Origin of the sequence: Halorubrum sp. AS12, assembly GCF_051122765.1 — an archaeon.
GTDB classification, from domain to species: domain Archaea; phylum Halobacteriota; class Halobacteria; order Halobacteriales; family Haloferacaceae; genus Halorubrum; species Halorubrum trapanicum.
Genome location: NZ_CP185385.1, coordinates 1,921,417 through 1,940,865 on the forward strand (window position 1 = coordinate 1,921,417; position 19,449 = coordinate 1,940,865).

General features: G+C 67.1%; 13 protein-coding genes and 3 pseudogenes. 11 read left to right on the top strand and 5 right to left on the bottom strand.

Annotation, left to right across the window (positions count from 1 at the left end; translation table 11 throughout):
- The first annotated feature begins 17 nt into the window (after positions 1 to 17).
- The 4 genes and pseudogenes from ACODNG_RS09595 to ACODNG_RS09610 all read left to right on the top strand — a co-directional run bounded on the left by ACODNG_RS09595 (position 18) and on the right by ACODNG_RS09610 (position 4,692).
- On the top strand, positions 18 to 1,016 hold the full coding sequence (locus ACODNG_RS09595; protein WP_434521129.1) for an ABC transporter permease: 999 nt from the start codon (positions 18 to 20) through the stop codon (positions 1,014 to 1,016).
- A complete protein-coding gene (locus ACODNG_RS09600; RefSeq protein WP_434521130.1) occupies positions 1,006 to 2,034 on the top strand; it encodes an ABC transporter permease in 1,029 nt (342 codons plus the stop codon). The genes ACODNG_RS09595 and ACODNG_RS09600 overlap by 11 nt, the downstream gene beginning before the upstream one ends.
- Positions 2,035 to 4,234: pseudogene (locus ACODNG_RS09605) on the top strand (ABC transporter ATP-binding protein).
- Positions 4,235 to 4,323: 89 nt separating this feature from the next.
- On the top strand, positions 4,324 to 4,692 hold the full coding sequence (locus ACODNG_RS09610) for a hypothetical protein (RefSeq protein ID WP_434521131.1): 369 nt from the start codon (positions 4,324 to 4,326) through the stop codon (positions 4,690 to 4,692).
- A gap of 30 nt (positions 4,693 to 4,722) precedes the next feature.
- Here the strand turns inward: ACODNG_RS09610 and gfo6 are convergent, their stop codons facing one another.
- On the bottom strand, positions 4,723 to 5,811 hold the full coding sequence (gene gfo6 / locus ACODNG_RS09615) for a D-xylose 1-dehydrogenase Gfo6 (protein ID WP_434521132.1): 1,089 nt from the start codon (positions 5,809 to 5,811) through the stop codon (positions 4,723 to 4,725).
- A 95-nt stretch (positions 5,812 to 5,906) separates the two neighbouring features.
- Here gfo6 and ACODNG_RS09620 point away from each other — a divergent pair, with 95 nt between their 5' ends.
- Entirely contained in the window at positions 5,907 to 7,355 is a 1,449-nt protein-coding gene (locus ACODNG_RS09620; protein WP_434521133.1) for an aldehyde dehydrogenase family protein, read from the top strand.
- Between the two features lie 133 nt (positions 7,356 to 7,488).
- Positions 7,489 to 7,944 (top strand): universal stress protein, encoded by a 456-nt coding sequence (locus ACODNG_RS09625; RefSeq protein ID WP_434521134.1) that lies wholly within the window; start codon positions 7,489 to 7,491, stop codon positions 7,942 to 7,944.
- A gap of 108 nt (positions 7,945 to 8,052) precedes the next feature.
- Here ACODNG_RS09625 and ACODNG_RS09630 read toward each other — a convergent pair whose 3' ends face one another.
- Complete coding sequence (locus ACODNG_RS09630) at positions 8,053 to 9,033, bottom strand: endo-1,4-beta-xylanase (RefSeq protein ID WP_434521135.1); 981 nt, start codon at positions 9,031 to 9,033, stop codon at positions 8,053 to 8,055.
- A 1,177-nt stretch (positions 9,034 to 10,210) separates the two neighbouring features.
- On the opposite strand from ACODNG_RS09630, the pseudogene ACODNG_RS09635 reads away from it, so the two are divergent.
- From ACODNG_RS09635 to ACODNG_RS09645, 3 genes and pseudogenes are all read left to right on the top strand, one after another.
- Positions 10,211 to 11,165: pseudogene (locus ACODNG_RS09635) on the top strand (mannonate dehydratase).
- Positions 11,166 to 11,235: 70 nt separating this feature from the next.
- Positions 11,236 to 12,603 (top strand): glucuronate isomerase, encoded by a 1,368-nt coding sequence (gene uxaC / locus ACODNG_RS09640; protein ID WP_434521136.1) that lies wholly within the window; start codon positions 11,236 to 11,238, stop codon positions 12,601 to 12,603.
- Between the two features lie 80 nt (positions 12,604 to 12,683).
- Positions 12,684 to 13,463, top strand: a complete 780-nt coding sequence (locus ACODNG_RS09645) for an SDR family NAD(P)-dependent oxidoreductase (RefSeq protein WP_434521137.1) — start codon at positions 12,684 to 12,686, stop codon at positions 13,461 to 13,463.
- Positions 13,464 to 13,680: 217 nt separating this feature from the next.
- Here ACODNG_RS09645 and xacR read toward each other — a convergent pair whose 3' ends face one another.
- Entirely contained in the window at positions 13,681 to 14,436 is a 756-nt protein-coding gene (xacR, locus tag ACODNG_RS09650) for an HTH-type transcriptional regulator XacR (RefSeq protein WP_434521138.1), read from the bottom strand.
- 505 nt (positions 14,437 to 14,941) lie between these two features.
- On the opposite strand from xacR, the gene ACODNG_RS09655 reads away from it, so the two are divergent.
- Positions 14,942 to 15,868 (top strand): NAD-dependent epimerase/dehydratase family protein, encoded by a 927-nt coding sequence (locus ACODNG_RS09655; protein ID WP_434521139.1) that lies wholly within the window; start codon positions 14,942 to 14,944, stop codon positions 15,866 to 15,868.
- Positions 15,869 to 15,899: 31 nt separating this feature from the next.
- On the opposite strand, the gene ACODNG_RS09660 is transcribed toward ACODNG_RS09655, so the two are convergent.
- Complete coding sequence (locus ACODNG_RS09660; RefSeq protein WP_434521140.1) at positions 15,900 to 16,721, bottom strand: polysaccharide deacetylase family protein; 822 nt, start codon at positions 16,719 to 16,721, stop codon at positions 15,900 to 15,902.
- Between the two features lie 76 nt (positions 16,722 to 16,797).
- Positions 16,798 to 18,312: a phosphoenolpyruvate carboxykinase (ATP) gene (locus tag ACODNG_RS09665; protein ID WP_434521141.1), complete on the bottom strand. Its 1,515-nt coding sequence runs from the start codon at positions 18,310 to 18,312 to the stop codon at positions 16,798 to 16,800.
- 419 nt (positions 18,313 to 18,731) lie between these two features.
- Here ACODNG_RS09665 and rdfA point away from each other — a divergent pair.
- Positions 18,732 to 19,359 (top strand): annotated as a pseudogene (gene rdfA, locus ACODNG_RS09670) (rod-determining factor RdfA).
- Positions 19,360 to 19,449: the final 90 nt, after the last annotated feature.

Here is a 19,449-nt window from a genome sequence, read left to right on the forward strand (position 1 = left end):
CTCTCACGTTTCCCATCATGAAATACTATCTCAGACGGACACTCCGGATCCCTGCGACCATCCTCGCAGTGGCGACGCTCACCTTCGGCCTGATACGCCTGCTTCCCGGCGGCCCGTTCACGCAGCTCCGGATCAACCTCCTCCAGCAGGGGGTTCCGGCGGAACAGGTCGACGCGCGCATCGAGGCCCTACAGAACATCAGGCCTGACGCACCGCTGTGGCAGCAGTACATCGACTACATCGTCGGCGTGTTCCAGCTGGACCTCGGACAGTCGATATCGCTCGGGGACCCCGTCGTGGCGGTCCTCGCCCGCGCGCTTCCGTGGACGGTCTTTCTCGTCGTCACGTCGACGGTGTTGATGTTCGTCATCGGCGTGGGTATCGGCGCGCTACAGGCGTACTGGGAAGGGTCCCGGTTCGACAAGACGGCGTCCGGCGGGTCCATCTTCCTGATGTCGGTCCCGTACTACATCTTCGCGGTGCTTTTCCTGTTCTTCCTCGGGTTCCAGCTCGGCTGGTTCCCGACCGGGGACGCGGCCGCTCGGAGTGTCGAGGCGGGATTCACGCTCCCGTATCTCCGGACCGTCCTCTACCACGCGGTGCTCCCGATAGCGGCGTTCACCATCGGCGGCATCGGGTCGACGGCGCTGAACATGCGCGGGAACAGCATCCAGGTACTGGGCGAGGAGTTCGTCGAGGTCGCCCGCCTGCGCGGGCTCTCGGACAACCGCATCGCGACCAGCTACGTCGCCAAGAACGCGATCTTGCCGATGTACACGGGACTGCTTTTACAGATCGGCTTCCGGCTGGGCGGGACCGTCGTCCTCGAAGAGATATTCTCGTACCCCGGACTGGGGTACTACCTGATCCAGGCGGTCAACGCCAACGACTACCCCCTGATGATGGGGTGTTTCCTCGTGATCACGGTGACGCTCGTCGTCGCCGTCTACGTCGCCGACCTGACGTACGGACTCATCGATCCGCGCATCCGCGCAGGTGATTCGAATGCCTACTGAGGAGGGGTCCGACGCGTCGTCGAACGACCTCGACTGGCGTTCGGTCGCGTCCGACGAGGAGATCAGTTCCCGCGACCGCGCCGCGGAGTTCTACCAGCACTCGATCAAAGAGCCGGCCCTCGTGGCGTGGGCCGACTCGCGGACGCGGCTCGGACTCGTCATCCTGAGCGCCTACGTCCTCATGGCGCTCGTCGACGTGTTCGGACTCTGGCGGGACGCCAGCCCGAACCAGTCGACCGACCGGCTGCTCCCGCCGTTCCAGTCGCTCGAGTTCCCGCTCGGCACGACGCAGTCGGGCGTCGACCTGCTGGCGCTGATCATCGACTCGACGCCGTTCATCCTGCTGATGGTGCTCGCGGGCGGCGTCTGGGCGACCAGCCTCGCCGTGATCGTCGGGACCGTCTCGGGGTACAAGGGCGGCCGCGTCGACACCGTCATCACGTCCGTCTCGGATTTCTTCATGGCCATTCCGGGGCTTCCGCTCGTCATCGTGCTCGCGATCACGCTCAGCCCGGAGAACCCGATCCTGCTCGGGGTGATCCTCACGATCAACTACTGGGCGGGACTCGGTCGCTCCATCCGGTCGCAGGTACTCTCGATCCGCGAGGAGAGCTACGTCGAGGCGTCACGCACCATGGGAACCGGCACGTTCCGGATCATTCGGAAGGACGTCCTCCCGAACATCATGCCGTACGTGATGATCAACTTCGTGCTCGCGGCGCGGTACACCATCTTCGCGTCCGTCGGGCTGTACTTCATCGGCGTGCTGCCGTACACCGGCCAGAACTGGGGCGTCACGCTGAACAACGCGTACAACCAAGGCGGCCTGTTCACGACGGAAGCGCTCCACTGGCTGCTGGTCCCGATCGTCGCCATCGTCGGCCTGGCGTTCGGGCTCATTCTCCTGAGTCAGGGAATGGACCGGATCTTCAACCCCCGCGTCCGCACCCGGTTCTCCGGGGAATCCGAATCGATCGAGGAGGCAGACGACGACGCGACGAACACGGGGCTGATCTGAATGGACACTAGTAACTCAATCCAGCGGACGGCGGTCGACCAGGCCGCCACCGATCCGGTAATCGAGGTAGAGGACACGAACGTGACGTTCAACGACGGCCACACGTACGTCCTCGACGACGCCAACGTCAGCATCGATCGGCACGAGGTGCTCGGCATCGTCGGTGAGAGCGGGAGCGGCAAGTCGATGTTCGCGTCCGCGCTGCTGGACGCCATCCCGGACCCCGGCGTGCTCAGCGGGAAGATCCATTATCACCCCGAGAGCGGAGAGACGATCGACATCCTCGAACTAAGCGACGAGGAGCTCCGTCAGTTCCGCTGGGAGGAGGTCTCGATGGTGTTCCAGGGAGCGATGAGCTCCTTCAACCCGACCATGAAGGTCGGGGCGCACTTCGAGGAGACGCTGAAGGCGCACGACAAGAGCGTCTCGGAGGGGTTGGCCTTTGCCCGAGAGCTTCTGGAGAACCTCTATCTGGAGCCGGATCGGGTCCTCGGATCGTACCCGCACGAGCTCTCCGGCGGCATGCAACAGCGCGCGCTGATAGCGTTGAGCATGGTGCTCGACCCGGAGGTACTCGTGATGGACGAGCCGACCGCCGCGCTCGACCTGTTGATGCGAGCGGTCCATCCTCACGCTGCTCGAAGACCTCCAGGACGAGTACGACCTGACGATCGTCTTCATCACGCACGACCTCCCGCTCGTCGCGTCGCTGGCCGACCGGATGGCGATCATCTACGCGTTCCAGTTCGCCGAGATCGGACCGCGCGACGACATCATCCAGAACTCCGGCCACCCGTACACCCGGGCGCTGTTGAACGCGACGCCGAACCTCGACGCGCCGCTGTCCGAGATGCAGCCCATCGAGGGCGAGGGCCCGGCGCCGATCAACGTGCCGTCGGGCTGTCGGTTCCACCCGCGGTGCCCGCTTGCGACCGCGGAGTGCCGGACCGACGACCCGCCGCTGGTCTCGCACGACGACAACGAACACCGGTCGGCGTGCCACCACTGGGAAGAGGCCCGCGAGGAGATACCCCTCAACTTCGGCGAGGACGCTCCCGACATCGAAACGCCGAACATCGACGACGGCGACGAGGTGCGCGATCGGTCGGCCGCCGGCAGGCAGCCGCTGCTGTCGCTCGACGACGTCGAGGTCCACTTCGAGGAGGAGCAGGGACTCATCGAGGGGTTCTTCGGCGACCCGCAGGTCGTGCGGGCGGTCGACGGCGTCTCCCTCGACATCGAGGAACAGGACCTCGTCTGCCTGCTCGGCGAGAGCGGGTGCGGGAAGACGACGCTCGGCAAGACGATGATCGGCCTACAGGAACCCACCGGCGGCTCCATCGAGTTCCGCGGGCAGGACATCCAAGAGGCCAAGTCCGGCGGCGGCGACGTCCCGTACGACGAGATCCGGAGCGCGCTCCAGATCATCCATCAGGACCCGGGCAGCGCGCTCAACCCGAACCGACGCATCGTCGACGTCCTCTCCGAGGCGCTCCGTCACACCCACCCTGACAGCGACCGTACCGAGCGCCGCGCTCGGATGGTGTCGCTGCTGGAGCGCGTCGGGATGACGCCGGCCGACGACTTCTTAGAGCGGTATCCGCACCAGCTCTCGGGCGGCGAGAAACAGCGCGTCGCGCTTGCGCGCGCGCTACTGATGAACCCGGAAGCGATCCTCGCCGACGAGGCCATCAGCGCGGTCGACGTTTCGCTGCGCATCGAGATCATGGACCTCATGCTCGAACTGCAAGAGGAGTTCGAGACCTCGTTCCTGTTCATCTCGCACGACCTTTCGAACGCCCGGTACTTCGCCGAGCACGGCAACGGTCGGATCGCCGTGATGTACCTCGGAGAGATCGTCGAGATCGCGTCGGCCGAACGGCTCATCCACGACCCGCGTCACCCCTACACGGAGGTGCTGCGGTGGGCGACGCCGAACCTCGACCTCGACGAGATGGACAGTTCCGGACCGCCGCTCCGCGAGGTGGACGTGCCGGATCCGGTCGACCCGCCGTCCGGGTGCCGGTTCCACACCCGCTGTCCCGTCGCCCGCGAGGCGTGCCGCGAGGAGAAGCCGGAGCTTCAGGAGGTCGACGACGGCGACGGGCAGGCGGCGTGTTTCCGCGAGGATCCGAACCATCACTACTGGAACAGCGAGCCGCTCGACGGCGCCGAAGCGGACCCGAAGGTAATGAAGTAGCCGTCTGGGCGCCCGGCGCCGTGCGCGGTCTCTCGTTTCTGATTTCGGCCGACAACAGGATTATTACCCGGACGCTGTAACGGTAACTCATGACACGATACGTGCCGAACTGCGACGACGGCCGACTGGCCCTCGTCTCGGAGTCGGGAGACGACCGCCTCGACATCGGCGCGGTCGACGACGTGATGGCCGCGATCGGTGACTCGACGCACGCGATCGAGTACGACCAGAAGCAGCGCACGCAGCCGTGGCTGGACACGGACGACGGAACGCTGGAGATCGACGTCTCCGAGGCCGTGACGACGCTCCCACACACTCCGGAAACGGTCGACGAACTCCGCGAGTACGACATGGACACGGAGCGGTACGGCCTGCCGCTCCGGACCGTCATGTTCGCGAACGAGGTGCTCGACATCCTCGACGCGCAGGGGAAAGACGCGTCCGCGGCGTCCGAGTAGGTCCGGCGTGGCTCCCCTTCGACGACCGAGCTACGACACCGAGACCGTGGTCTCCGTCTCGGCGGCCTCGTAGATCGCTTCGAGGGCGCGCATGTCGACGAGGGCGTGGTCGCCGTCGGGGTAGATCGGTGCCTCGCGGAGCACGCGGTCGGCGAAGTAGTCGAACTCCTCGGTCATCTCGTCTCGCATTACGTCTCGCCGGCCGTCGGCCACCTCCAACTCCCGACCGTCGCTGGCGAGCGTCAGCGTCTGCTCGGGCTGGCCGAGGAAGGTCGGTTCGAGGGTCAACTCGCCGCCGGTGCCGACGACGCGGAAGTGGCCGGTGTACGCGGCGTGTTGGCCGGCGGTACAGGCCGCCTGCGTCCCGTCGTCGAACCGGACCGTGAAGGCGGCGTGTTGGTCCGGCACGTCGTCGAACGCCTCGTCCGCGGACCGCATCTGGGCGGTCACGCTGACGGGGTCGGCGTCGAGGACGAACCGCGCGGTGTTGAGCGGATAGATCCCCAGGTCCATCACACTCGCGCCGTACCCGACGAGGTCAGGGTCGAGGCGCCACTGGTCGGCGTCGCCGGAGACCGTCTCCAGCATCTGTTGGCTCATACTTCCGTGGACGGCCACGGGGTCCCCGATGGCGCCCTCCGCGATCAGCTCGCGCATCCGGCGGACCTGCGGGTCGGTCTCCATCCGGTATGCGACCATCAACGGGACGTCCTCGGTGGCCGCGACGAGGCGTTCGGCGCGCTCGCGGGTCGACTCCACGGGCTTCTCACAGAGGACGGCCTTCCCGTGTTCGGCGGCGGCCTCCGCGTACGGCAAGTGGAGCGCGTTCGGCGTACAGACGTAGGCCGCGTCGTACTCCTCGGTCGCCTCCCCGTCGGTGAACTCCTCGTAGCTGAGCGCGGCCTCGACGGTGGGTATCTCCGCCGCGGCCGCGGACGCCTTGTCGCGGCTGCTGCTGACGAGGACGGTGGTCTCACAGAACTCCGAGTCGGCGACCGCCGGGATGGCCTGCTCGCGGGTCCACCATCCGAGGCTGATCATCGCGATACGAAGCGTTCCGGAATCCAACCGTTCCCAGTCCCGAACCCTGACGCTGTCGAGGTACTCTGCGGCCGACATGGATCGAACTCCGTAGCTGTCTGTAAAAGTGTATTGGACGGCACCGAATCACACGAACCGTAAGAGTAGTATGGGTCGATCGCGATGTGTAACACGTGTCTGAGCCTAACCGAAACTACGTCGGCGGAGAGTGGGTCGCCTCGGAGACGGGAGAGACGTTCGCGGTTCACAACCCCGCGGCTCCCGACGAGACGGTGGCGAGTTACCAGCAGTCCGGCGCGGCGGACGCCGTCGAGGCGGTCGACGCGGCGGTCGACGCCCAGGACGACTGGGCGAGCACGCCCGGCCCGGAGCGCGGCCGGATCCTCCGGCGGGCGGGGACGGCGCTCGCCGACCGGAAAGACGAGATAACGACGATGCTCGTCGAGGAGGAAGGGAAGGCCCGTCCCGAGGCGGCCGGTGAGGTACAGCGCGCGATCGACATCTTCCACTACTTCGCCGGGAAGGCCTCCGACCTCGGCGGAACGGTGAAGGGGTCCAGCAGCCGCGACACGACCCTCTACACGCGCAAACAGCCGGTGGGCGTCGCGGCCCTGATCACGCCGTGGAACTACCCCATCGCGATCCCGGCGTGGAAGCTCGCCCCCGCGCTCGCGGCGGGCAACTCCGTGGTGATCAAGCCCGCGAGCGCCGCCCCGGGCGTCGTCCTCGCGGTCACGGAGGCCCTCGACGAGGCGGGACTCCCCGACGGCGTGCTCAACGTCGTCACCGGGCCGGGAAGTTCGGTCGGCAACGAGTTCATCACGAACGAGGGGACCGACGCCGTCTCCTTCACCGGTAGCGGAGAGGTTGGCGAGATGGTCTACGACCAGGCGACGGACGCCGGTAAGCGGGTCCAGACCGAGATGGGCGGGAAGAACCCCACGCTGGTCGCCGACTCGGCGGACCCCGCCGAGGCGGCGGAGATAGTCGCGACTGGCGGCTTCGGGACGACCGGCCAGTCGTGTACGGCGTGTTCCCGCGCCGTCGTCCACGAGGACGTGTACGACGAGTTCGTCGACGAGCTCGTCGACGCGGCCGAGGCGATCGACATCGGTCCCGGTCTCGACCACGAGATGGGACCACAGGTCAGCGCCGACGAGCTGGAGTCGACGCTCGAATACGTCGACATCGCCCGCGAGGAGGGCGCAACGGTCGCGGCGGGCGGCGGGAGACCGACCGGCGACGCGGTCGAGACCGGCCACTTCGTCGAGCCGACCGTCCTGACCGACGTCGACAACGACGATACGATCGCCTGCGAAGAGGTGTTCGGCCCGGTCGTCGCCGTCATCGAGGTCAGCGACTTCGACGAGGGACTCGAAGTCGCCAACGATGTCGAGTACGGACTGTCGGCCAGCGTGGTCACCGACGACCACACCGAGGCCAAGCGGTTCATCGACGAGATCGAGGCCGGCGTCGCGAAGGTCAACGAGAAGACGACCGGACTCGAACTCCACGTCCCCTTCGGCGGGTTCAAGCGCTCCTCCTCGGAGACCTGGCGCGAACAGGGCGACGAGGGACTGGAGTTCTACACGATCGAGAAGACGGTCTACGACAACTACTGAGACGCTTCCGTCGGTCCGCGGCCCAGCCTCGCGGTCCCGCCCCGCGTGACCGGTCGCCTCCGTCCCACTGACGGCCGAACCGACCGCTTTCCGAGAGCCGAGTTTTATACGTGCGGGGTCCGTCGGCACGCCCATGGAAGACGCGTTCGTAGCCATCGACGACGTAGACCAGAGCGCCGACATGCTTCGAGAGGCCGCGGCGTACGCCGCCGGGGCGGGCGCCGACCTGGTGTTGTACCACCCGCTGACGCCAGAGCAGTTCGAGGAGTCGCAGACGGCCCTCGACGAGATCGGTCGCAGGGAGAACAAAGACTACGCCGACGAGGACGCTCGGACCGTCGCGAAGCAGTTCGTCGACGACGTCGCGCGCGAGGCGCTCGCCGACTTCGACGTCGAGTACACGGTCGTGACAGACGTGACCGAGGAGATGGAGGCGAGCCGGATCATCGAGCTCGCGGAGAAGCGCGGCTGCGACCATGTGTTCACCACGGGACGGCGGCGGTCCCCGACCGGCAAAGCGATGTTCGGCGACACCACCCAACAGCTCATCCTCAACTTCTCCGGGTTCGTCACGGTTCGCACGGACTGACCGAGAAACGGTCCCAGCGGTCCGTCTCTCGGTCGGGTGGGTTCCGCCGACCGCGGCGTTTCAGTTCCCGCGCCCCGGGCCGTTTCCGGCGTTTCCGTTGCCGCTGTTTCAGTTATTCCCCTTTCCGTTCCCCTTGTCACCGCCCCGGCCGGGCGGCGACAGTTCGACGGTGACGGTGTCGGTGTCGTCGTCGACCGTCACCGTGGTCTCTCCGGAGAGGGCGCCCTTCTCGGCGGTGATCCGGTAGTCGCCCTTGAATCCTCGCGTGGCGTACGTCCCGTCGCCGTCGGTCTCGCCGGTCTCCTCTGTCCACCACTCCCCGAAGACGAGGTCGAGGTACTGCTCGCCGTTCTCTCGGAGCGTCCAGTCGGAGTCGAAGTACGCGCCGGTCGGCCGCCAGTGGTCCTCCTCCCAGAACCCCCACGAGACCACGCCCTCGACGCGCTCTTTGCTGAACAGCGCGGTCAGGAAGTCGCGGGTGTAGTCGACCTGTACCGCCACGTCCTGCGCGTTCCGCCGGTCGTGGATCTCGATGTCGAACTCGGTGACCAGAAGCGGGAGGTCGAACTCCGCGAACTGGTCGATACCCCCGAGGAGGTTCTCCATGTCCAGCATCTGGCCGTACTGCTGTTGGTGGTGTCCCATGAAGCCGATGCCGTCGACGGGGTAGTCGTTCTCGACGAGGTGCTCGACGTAGTCGAGGTACTGACCGCGCTGCCACTGCCCGCCGAGCGCGCCCATCTCGTTGGTGTACAGCTCGGTGTCGGTGGTCTCGTCCGCGGCCGCCCACCACTCGTCGACGGCGTCCCAGCCGAGGTCGGGGTCGTCCCGGAAGTTGGACTGCCAGATCGGATGGTTGTCGATGTCCCACTCGGCCACGTCGCCCTCGAACTCAGCGGCGTGGTCGGCGATCTTCTCGGCGATGGCCTCGCGCTTCTCGTCGGCCGGCAGGTCCGAATCGACGTTCATCCCGCCGCCGCCGTCGGTGCCGTACTCCTCCCAGAGGAGGTGGTGGCCGCGGGTCGGGATATCCCGCTCGTTGAGCCAGTCGAGCGTCGCCCGCGTGTCGTCGTTGTCCGTGTCCCACACGCCCTCCCACGCGGGGAACTTCAGCCCGTTCTCGACGACGGCCTTGTTGAAGTTCTCTGAAGAACGTCTCGCGGTAAATGGCGTCGTCCTCGGTGTCGCCGGTGACGTGTTCGACGGAGACCGCGCTCCCGAAGTCGAACTCGTGTTCGACCATCTCCACGTCGACGGCGGCCCCCTGGATCGGCTGACCGCCCGGGTTCAGCACCTCGACCTCGAGGTCCGCCTTCCGGTGTTGCTCGATGCGGTCGCGGGCGTCGGCGCGCCACTCGGCGTCCTCGGCGCGCCCCTCGTACTGATACGGCGGGAGCGTGTCGAGACCGACCCCGCCGTCGGCGCCGCTGTAGTCGAGGAGCGCGACGCCGCCCACCTCCAGCGTCTGTTCGACCCCTCCGACCCGCAGTTCTAGGGCGAGCGCGTCGCCGCCGGCCGGTTCCTCGCCGACCTCGACGGGGAAGAAGTAGCGCAGCCACTCCCCGCGGGGATCCACTTCGGCGCCTCGGTCGACGAAGTCCTCGCCGATCGCCGCTCCGTCGCCGTCGACGTATCCGAACCGGGCGCTCGCGGCCGCCGCGTCGTCGTCGCTACGCACCCACGCGACGCCGAGCAGCCGGTCGCCCGCTTCGAGGGCGTGGTCGCTCACGACGCCGCGATACGTCGACGCCGCCGGATCGTCGCTGCCCGGTACGTCGAGTCGCTCCGCTCGCGTGTGCGGCACGCCCTCGACGTTGACGTCGAACGCCGTCTCCGTGCCGTCCCCGACGAGCGAGAACGCGTCGACGGCGTCCGCCTCCGCGTCCCCGTACACGAACTCGCCCGCGGGGAGCTGTTTGTTCTGTCTGCTCGATGCTGTGAGATCCGCCTGTAGCGCCTCTCGGTAGCTCGAATCCGGGTCGGCGGCCACCGTTCCGGCCACTCCGGAACTGGCTGCCGTCGCGGCGCCGAGCGCACCGATCGCTTTGAGGAACCCCCTCCGCCTGCTCTCGTGGCTGTTGAACTCTCTTGACATGGAGTATGTTCACTCCACTCACACCAATGTTGTTTATATCATTTAATCATTTGGTACGTTGGATTATCTCTCCTTCCGGCGTAGCCGTACCCAGTGCGTTTCCCAGTTCGGGAGGAGCCGATCCTCACGCGCTCACGCAATCACTATTGTGGAGGACCGTGAACGCGACGTATGGACACGACAGTGATGCTGCCGCCGCGTCCCGACCGTCGGTGGACGCTCGCCCGGCAGCTCGGCGTCTCGACCGCCGTCGTCAGGTTCTGGGGGGAAGACGAGTGGTGGACGTACGACTCGCTTCTCCGGTCCAAAAACCGGTTCGCGGACCACGGGCTCTCGCTGGACGTCGTCGAGGACCGCCCGCCCATGACGGACACCGTGCTCGGGCGAGAGGGGCGCGACGAGGAGATCGAGACGGTCAAGCGGCTGGTTCGAAACATGGGCCGGGCGGGCATCGACGTCTACTGCTGGGTCTGGACGGAGAACCCCGTCGGAGTGCTCCGCACCGCCGACGAGGTCCCGCTGCGCGGCGACTCGCGGACGACGGCCTACGACCACGAGCAGGCGGAGCGCGCGCCGGAGCACCCCGTCGACGTGACCGAGGACGAGCTCTGGGAGAATCTGGAGTACTTCCTCGACGAGGTCGTTCCCGTGGCCGAGGAGGCGGGCGTGAAGCTGGCGCTCCACCCCGACGATCCGCCAGTCGACTCCCTGCGGGGCGTCCCGCGGCTGGTCAACTCGGTGGGGAACGTCGGGCGTATCTGGACCTCCACGACAGCCCGAACCACGGGCTGACGTTCTGTCAGGGCAACTACGCCGCGATGGGCGCCGACGTTCCCGAGGCGATCCGGCAGTTCGGCGATCGGATCCGACTTCGTCCGACTTCCGGGACGTCGACGGAACTCCCGAGGAGTTCGTCGAGACGTGGCAGGACGACGGTCCCACCGACATGCTCGCCGCGATGGAGGCGTACCGCGAGGTCGGCTTCGACGGGCCGATCCGCCCCGACCACGTCCCGCGGATGCTCGACGAGGGGCACCGCGACGACGCGCAGGCGGGCTACACCGACATGGGGAGGCTGTTCGCGATCGGGTATATGGAGGGCCTCTTGGAGCAGACCGAGGGGTAGGAACCTGAGAGGGACCCGACGAGCAGCCGCGGTCCGAGCTTTTATTGTCGCGCTCGCGGCAGACTCCGGTATGGGATTCCTCGACGAAGAGTACTTGCTGGAGTCCGAGGCGGCGGTCGACCTCTACGAGTCGATCGCGGACCTCCCGGTGGTCGACCCGCACAACCACATCGACCTCGCCGAGGTCGTCGAGAACGAGCCGTGGGACGACATCTGGGCGGTTGAGGGGGCGACCGACCACTACGTCTGGCAGCTGATGCGCAAGCGCGGCGTTCCCGAGGAGCTGATTACGGGTGACGCGAGCAACCGCGAGAAGTGGGACGCCCTCGCGGCGGTAATCCCCGATTTCGCCGGCAACCCCACGTACGACTGGATCCACCTCGATCTGAAGCGCCGGTTCGGCATCGAGGGACCGCTGAACGCTGACACCGCCGACGAGATCTGGACCGAGACGAAACGACAGCTCGCGACCGACGCGATGCGGCCACAGCAAGTGCTACGAGACATGAACGTGGCAGTCCTGTGTAGCAGCGACGACCCGACCTCGCGGCTGGCGTACCACGAGCGCGCCGAGACGGAGGTCGAGGGGGTCGATATCCGACCGACGTGGCGGCCCGACCGCGCGCTGAAGGTCGAGACCGCGGCGTGGGAGGCGTTCGTCGCCGAACTCGACGCGGTCACGGAGACCGCCGTCGACGACTTCGGGGGATTTCTGGACGCGCTCGCGGAGACCCACGACTACTTCGCGGACCGCGGTTGCGTTGCCTGCGACGTGGGCGTCGGCACCGACCCGGTGTCTCGGCCCGTAAGCGTTGAGCGCGCCGCCGACGTGTACGCGAAGGCGAGCCGGGGCGCGAGCCTCTCGGACGCGGAGATCCGCGACTACAAGGCGTATCTGCTGGAGTTCGTCGGCGAACTGAACGCCGAGGCTGGCTGGACGACCCAACTCCACGTCGGCGCCGTGCGGGACTACCGGGAGTCGCTCCACGAGGACCTCGGGGTGAACGCGGGCGGAGACGTGTCGACCCCGGACGTCGATCTCGTCGACGGGCTGGACCACTTCTTCGACCGCTTCGACGGGGAGACCGAGATTGTCGTCTACACGCTCGACCCGACGCACTACCCGAGCCTCACCGTCGTCTCCCGCGCGTATCCGAACGTGAGCGTCGGCCCGGCGTGGTGGTTCAACGACAGCCCGATGGGAATCGAGAACCAGCTCGAACGCGCCGCGTCGGTGGACCTACTCGCGAACCACGCCGGGATGGTCAGCGACTCGCGGAAGCTCGTCTCCTACGGCTCGCGCTTCGAGATGTTCCGCCGGTCGCTCGCGAACGTCGTCGGCAGGATGGTCGAACGCGGTCGAATTCCCGCCGACAACGCCGAGCGGCTCGTCGAGCACGTCGCGTACGACCGCCCGAAGGAGCTGTACGGGCTGTAGGAGCTGTGCGGTGTCGACCACGCGCGGACCACCGATCACACCGGTAAGGTAAAGTGTCGCTCGCGGGTCGGTGGACACGTATGACGGGCAGACTCAGCGGCGACACCGCGATCATCACGGGGTCCAGTCAGGGGATCGGAAAGGGAATCGCCGAGCGCTTCGCCGACGAAGGGGCGAACGTGGTCGTGAACTCGCGCTCGCAGGAGCGCGCCGACGCAGTCGCCGAATCCATCGAAGCGGACGGCGGTACCGCCATCGGCGTCGAGGCGAACGTTACCGACGAAGACGAGATGGCGGCGCTCGTGGAGACGACCGTCGAGGAGTTCGGGAGCCTCGAGGTGATGGTGAACAACGCCGGCGTCACGACGCTCGGCCCCGCAGAGGAGTTCGATATCGACGACTGGCGCGAGGTCATCGACGTCGACCTCGTGGGGACGTTTGTGGGCTGTCAGGCCGCGGGGCGACAGATGATCGAACAGGAGGCGGGCGGCGCGATCCTCAACATGTCCTCGCTGATGGGCGGTCGCGGCCTCCAACTGCGGTCGCCGTACTGCGCGTCCAAAGCGGGCGTGAACAACCTCACGCAGACGCTCGCCGTCGAGTGGGCCGAACACGACGTCCACGTCAACGCGCTCGCGCCGGGGTTCATCTGGACCGAGATCACCGAACAGACGCAGGGGTCGGCGGGGTACACGAACGACGACATCCGCGACCGCACCCCGCTCGGTCGGTTCGGATCGGTCGAGGAGATGGCCGAGTGCGCGCTGTTCCTCGTGGGCCGGAATAACTTCGTCACGGGCGAAGTGCTGTACGCCGACGGCGGCTGGCAGGCGTACGGCTGGGGCGCGGGCGACCAGTAACGGTCTCGTTCGCGTCGGTGTTCCGGGCGACGCGCCGACATTCTGAAAGACAGAACGACAAAACCGGCGTCCGGCCGATTCCCATTACAACCGTATGAGTGTAATTCTCTCTGCGAGAATCGGCATAAATCGACGGAAAACGGCGCGGCACGCGCACAGACTCCACATCTCGGCGTGTGAACCCCGCCATCTAACCGTTCTGAATACCAGAACAACCTCAGTAGTTGATGTTCAGTTCGACGACGTTAGCGGCGCTGAGTACTCTTTCGGGGAGTTTCCCGTGGAGATCCTCGTCGCTGACCCGGCTGGCTGGTGCCGACACGCTGATTGCGCCCAACACCTCGTCCGAGGAGTCCTTGACCGGGGCCGCGATACAGCGTAACCCTTCGAGCCGCTCGCCGTCGTCGATCGCGTACCCGCGGTCGCGAACTCCCTCTAAGGCCTCGAACAGCTCCTCTCGAGAGCCGACGCTACGGGGAGTCTTCCGCGCTAACCCGCGCCGATCGATGATCTCCTCGACCCGGGACTCGGGCAGGTACGCGAGGATCGCCTTTCCGAGCGCGGTGGTGTGGAGGTGGGTCCTGAGTCCGGCGTAGGTGTCGAGGTCGACGGCCTCCTCGCCTTTCGACCGCATCAGGTACACTCCCATCCCTTGCTCCTCGACGAGGAGGTTTGCGAGTTCGCCGGTCTCGTTTGCGAGCGACTTCACCTCGGGCTCTGCCACCTGATAGAACTCCATCGACTTTCGGGTGGAGCCGCCGACCTCGAGGAACTTCAAGCCGAGCTGATACTCGTCGCCGGTCTTCAGCACGTATCCGTGCTCTCGAAGCGTCGTCAGGTGATTGTGGACCGCGCTCTTTCCCATCTCCAGCCCGTCTGCCAGCTCGGTCACCCCACACGGTCCGCGCTCCATCAGTTCCTCGACCAGCGCGAGGGTCTTCTCGGTCGTTCGCACCGGATGTTTGGCGTCCATACTGATTGATCAGTACACACATCGGTCATAAGTGTTCTGGATGGCAGAACGAAATCCGGGATTGCCCGGCCCGGTACCGTTTTGTGCGCTTCGACGGAGTTGTCGGCATGGATTGAGACCGTTCGACGCGGCGCCCTGTCGCGTCGCGAGCGACTGCGGGGATCCGACTCGACACCGCCGACCTGACCGTCGCCTACGTGGGCGGCGGGAGCCGGCAGTGGGTCCCGAACCTCGTACAGGACCTCGCGCTCTCGTCGTTCGGCGGCGAGGTGCGGCTTTACGACCGTGACGTCGAGAGCGCCGAGCGAAACGCCGAGTTCGGCAACTGGGTCCAGGAGTGCGACGCGGCGGCGGACGCGTCCCGAACTCGGTTCCCGTACGCGTCCCGAACTCGGTTCCCGTACGCGTCCCGAACTCGGTTCCCGTACGCGTCCCGAACCCGGTCTCCGTACGCGTCCCGAACCCGTCCCCGTGTTTCATTAGGGCGGGAGCCGTCGGAGCAGCTATGAGTACGGCACAGCCGACCGTCGTCGTCACGGGTGCGCTCGGCGGCGTCGGACAGTGGGTCGTCGACCGGCTCGCCGGCGACTACGAGGTCGTCGGCCTCGACCGGTGTCTCCCCCCGGGCGACGGACCCGAAGGCGCGTCGTTCTTCGAGGTCGACCTGACCGACCAGGGCGAGACGAGCGAACTGATCGCGAGCGCGGATCCGGACGCGGTCGTCCACCTCGCGGCGATACCGGACCCGACCGGACACGCCGGCTCGCGCGTGTTCACGAACAACACCGAGAGCGCGTACAACGTCCTCGACGCCGCCGGCCGCGCGGGCGCCGATGTCGTGTGGGCCAGCTCCGAGTCCGCGTACGGGTTCCCGTTCGCGGACCGCGTCCTGAGACCTGAGTACGTCCCCGTCGACGAGAGCCACCCGCTCCGTCCCGAGGACGCCTACGGCGTCTCGAAGGTCGCCGGTGAAGCCGTCGCGCGGGCGACCGCGCGCCGTCACGGCGTCTCCGTCGTCTCCGTGCGGCCCTCGTGGGTCCAGTACCCCGGCGAGTACCTTACGGGGCAGAACCGCGAGGCGTTCGATCTCGACGAGCTGGCCGCGCGCTCGACCGCGGACCCGCCCGACGGCGGCATCGGGAACTTCTGGTCGTACGTCGACGTGCGCGACGTCGCGTCGATGGTCGAGGCCGCGCTGGACGCCGATGTCTCGGGTCACGAGGCGTACCTCTGTCACGCCGACGAGAACTACCTCGGCGTCGACACCGCCGACCTCTTCGACGCCCTCTTCGCGGACGCGCCGCCCTGCGACACCGAGGGCGACGAGTCCGCGTTCACGGTCGCGAAGGCCGAACGCGACCTCGGCTGGACACCCGAGCACACGTGGCGCGAGGCGGCCGACGAGGAGGTCGACGGGCCGGCGTTCGGTTAGGGTCCGGGCGCTTCGCGGGACCGACGGACCCTCACGGGAGCAGGTCGAGGGGGTCCGCGAGTCCGCGGTCGGCATCGTCGAGCCACCCGACAAACGCCTCGAACAGCGCGGGCGAGTTCCCGGCGTCGTGGAACAACACGACCTCGTCCGACCGCTCGGCGTCGCTGACGGCCGCCTCGAAGCGCGCTCGGAGCTCCGAGACGTCGTCCGTCTCCCAGTCCGCGACGTCGAGCGTCCACGACCAGTCCGCCCGAGTCGGACCGCGGTCGATCCGGTCCGGCCCGGTGAATCCCCGCTCGCGGAGGACGCGCCGGAAGTCGCCGGCGCGGTCGCCCCCGTCATCGCCGTACGGGAACCGGAACAGTTTGGCGGGGCGCGTCACCCCGGCGCGGTCGTAGACCCTCTCGATGCGGCGCTCCGTTCGCTCGGTCTCGCGGACGAACGCCGCTTCGGACAGGTCGGACGCGTGCGGGTGCGACCACGTGTGGTTCCCGAGGTGGACGCCTGCTCGGACGGCCCGCGTCGCGTGCTCGGGATGACGGTCGAGACGTCGCCCCTCACAGAAGAGGAGCGCCGGCACGTCGCGGGCCGCCAGCGCGTCGAGCTTCTCGTCGAGCGTCGCCGAGGGCGCGTCGTCGACGGTGAGGTAGAGAGTCATCTGCGGTCTCTTGCCGTCCGACGCGTCGCGCCCGGGCGTAGTAAGGTGGCGCCAATCGACGATCGACGAGTAAGAGTTATGTGACCGTCGAACAACTACTCGGGTATGCGTTCGACATGCCCCAGGTGTGGCGACACAGTCGCGAGAGACCACGGCTCGCTCGTCTGCCGAAACTGCGGCCGTACGCTGCGCCACGGCGCCGACTGACCCCCCGGACTCCCGCAACGTTTGGATCGTGGTCGTCGCGCTCGCGTCGCCCCGGAGCGTTCCGTCAGTACATCGCCTCGCGGATCTCGTCGTCGAGGTCGTCGAACCGGTCGAGGTACTCGCGGCGGTCCTCGCGGAGCGCGTCCCGAGCCGCCTCGAAGTCGTCGACGCGGTCAGCGACCGCGAACCGATCGATGTCGATCCCCGGTACCTCGCTCGGGACGGTCAGCCCGAGGTCGTCGTCGCGCTCCCACTCGATGCGGTTCCGGGCCGCTCCTTCCAGCACGGCGACGGTCTCCTCGACGCCGACGTCGAGCGGGTCGTCGGTCCCCACCGCGCCCGTGTTGATGACGTAGCTCTCGACGTCGAGGTCGGCGATGAGGTCGCGGAACCGGTTCCCCTCCTCGCCCTCGGAGCCGACGATGAACGGGTTGGTGCCCACGACTCGGATCGGCTCGCCCACCCGCGAAGGGTCCCCCGCGCTCGTCTCTACGGACTCCCCGAGCATGAACGCGACCGCGGCCTGCTCGTGGTCGAGGTGGGCGATCGGCGGCATGAGCGGGTTCCGGGTGATGAAGAACACCTGATCGACGCGGTCCAAGTCGATGCCGTCCGCGGAGCTCTCCAGCCGGTCTCGTCGGATAGTCGCCCGGGCGTTCCGCCCGTACCGTGGCTCGCCGAAGTGGACGGTGCCGTCGTCGTCGACGGCGACGTTCTCCAAGACGGCGCTCTCGTCCGTCGCGGCGCTGTGTAGCTCAGGCTGTTCCTCCGCCTCGAGTCCGCTGGTCTTCACGTAGAGACCGCCGCCCTCGCTTCCGGCGACCGTCCCCGAAGGGAGGAGCCCGCAAACGTCGTCTTGGATCATCTCGACGCCCTCCGGGTCGTCGAGCCAGAGGCCGTGGCTGGTCAACGTCGACTTCCCCGTGCCGGAGAGACCGAGGAACACCTGTCCGACTTCGCGCGTGTCGTCCCCGTCCGCAAGCGTGACGCGCTTGCTCCCGGCGTGGAGACCCAGCCCGCCCTGTCGCTTCGTTCGGTGCATGAACAGCCGGAGGAACGACTTCTTCGCCTCACCGGTGTAATCGCTGCCGAGGACCGTCGTGACGCCGCGCTCGGGATGAACGCGAATCCGGGGATCGTCCGTCGCGTCGGGCAGTTGTACCGTGACGAACTCCGGCGTTCGATCTGGGGCCGGTTCGAGGAGCTTCGCCCACGACAGCGCGATCCGACCGTACTCCGCGGGGAGGAACAGCCGGCACACGTACGAGGCCTCGGCGTGCCGACCGACGACTCGGTCGACGCAAACGACGTCGTTGTCCGGGTCGTTGACCCACTCGACGCCGCGCGCGAACACGTCGTAATCGTCGTCGCCGAAGTCGTCGTCGACGGCGTTCGCCGTCGCGTCGGCGCTCCGCGACCGGTACTCGCTCACGTACGACGGAGACCCGTGCTCCGTCGTCACCTCATCGTCCGCAGCCAACTCGCGTAACTCCGCGAACGTGGGGTTGTACGTGACGTGACTCGCCGTCGCCGGGTCCGGATAATCCGCAGGCTCCGGGACCGCCTCGTGGACGCTCATACGGCACACCTTCGCAAGTGGAGTAATAAGCGTACTGAATGGTAGAAACCTTCCACCGGCGGCGGCGGTTCGTCGACGGGGTTCGACCGACTCTCGGGTCGTGCTCGCCGCGGCACCGGGAGGTCCCCGATCGGTCTCGTTTCCCCTCTGTGCGAGGAGACCGTTCTTCGGATCGCACCGGACGGTCTCGGCCGGCTTCGCCGACTCTATTTAATATAATAACTGATACATTCCCAAAAACATACAAAATATTATAAAACCTCGTCGTCTCCCAGTCGACCGCCTCCTCCGGAATCGACTCCGACCCTCGTCGACGGCGGCTGAGGCTCGCCGGGGACCGCCTCGGCTCGGCCGCGCTCCGGGCGTTCGACCGGCCGTGTCATCGATATTTTTGTCACGTTCGGGGGGTAACTCCGGATATGACCACTGAAGCGAACGAGACGAACACGAAGGTCGCCAGGGTGATCCGGAAGTACGATCTCGATAGCATGGGCGCGACCTTAGAGACCGCTTGGACCGGGGAGAACGGCGAGCGGACGAGCCTCCGGGACCTCGCCGACGAGTTCAACGAGGCCGTGTTAGGGGCGGCCCTCCGCGACGCCGACGCCTCGTCGCTCTCTATCGATGTATCGAGCGCGTACGAGGCTCTCCGCGGGGAGTCCGGTTCGGCTGCGAACTCGGGCCCGTCGACGCCTCGAACGGGAAGGCATCGACGCCGACGAGCTGAGCGAGGACTTCGTCACGCACCAGGCAGTCCACACGTACCTCACGCAGGCGCGTGAGGCGAGCCTTCCGGCGGCGGACGAGGACGCGGCCGCCCGGAAGGCCGAGACGATCGAGAAGCTTCAGGGACGGACCTCGGCCGTCGCCGAGTCGGCCATCTCCTCGCTCGCGAACGCGGACCGACTGGACCGGGACGATTACGACGTGCTCGTCGACGTCCGCGCCGTCTGCCCGCGCTGCGGGACCGACACGCCGGTCGGGGAACTGCTTCGACAGGGTGGATGCGGCTGCGCGACCGACGGCGAGACGCCCGACGGCGACTGAGCCGAGGACTCGGCACGTCCGGACGGGTACCCCTCCTCCGGACTCCCACCCAATAATATCATATTTCGTAGTAACATTAGTATCTGATAA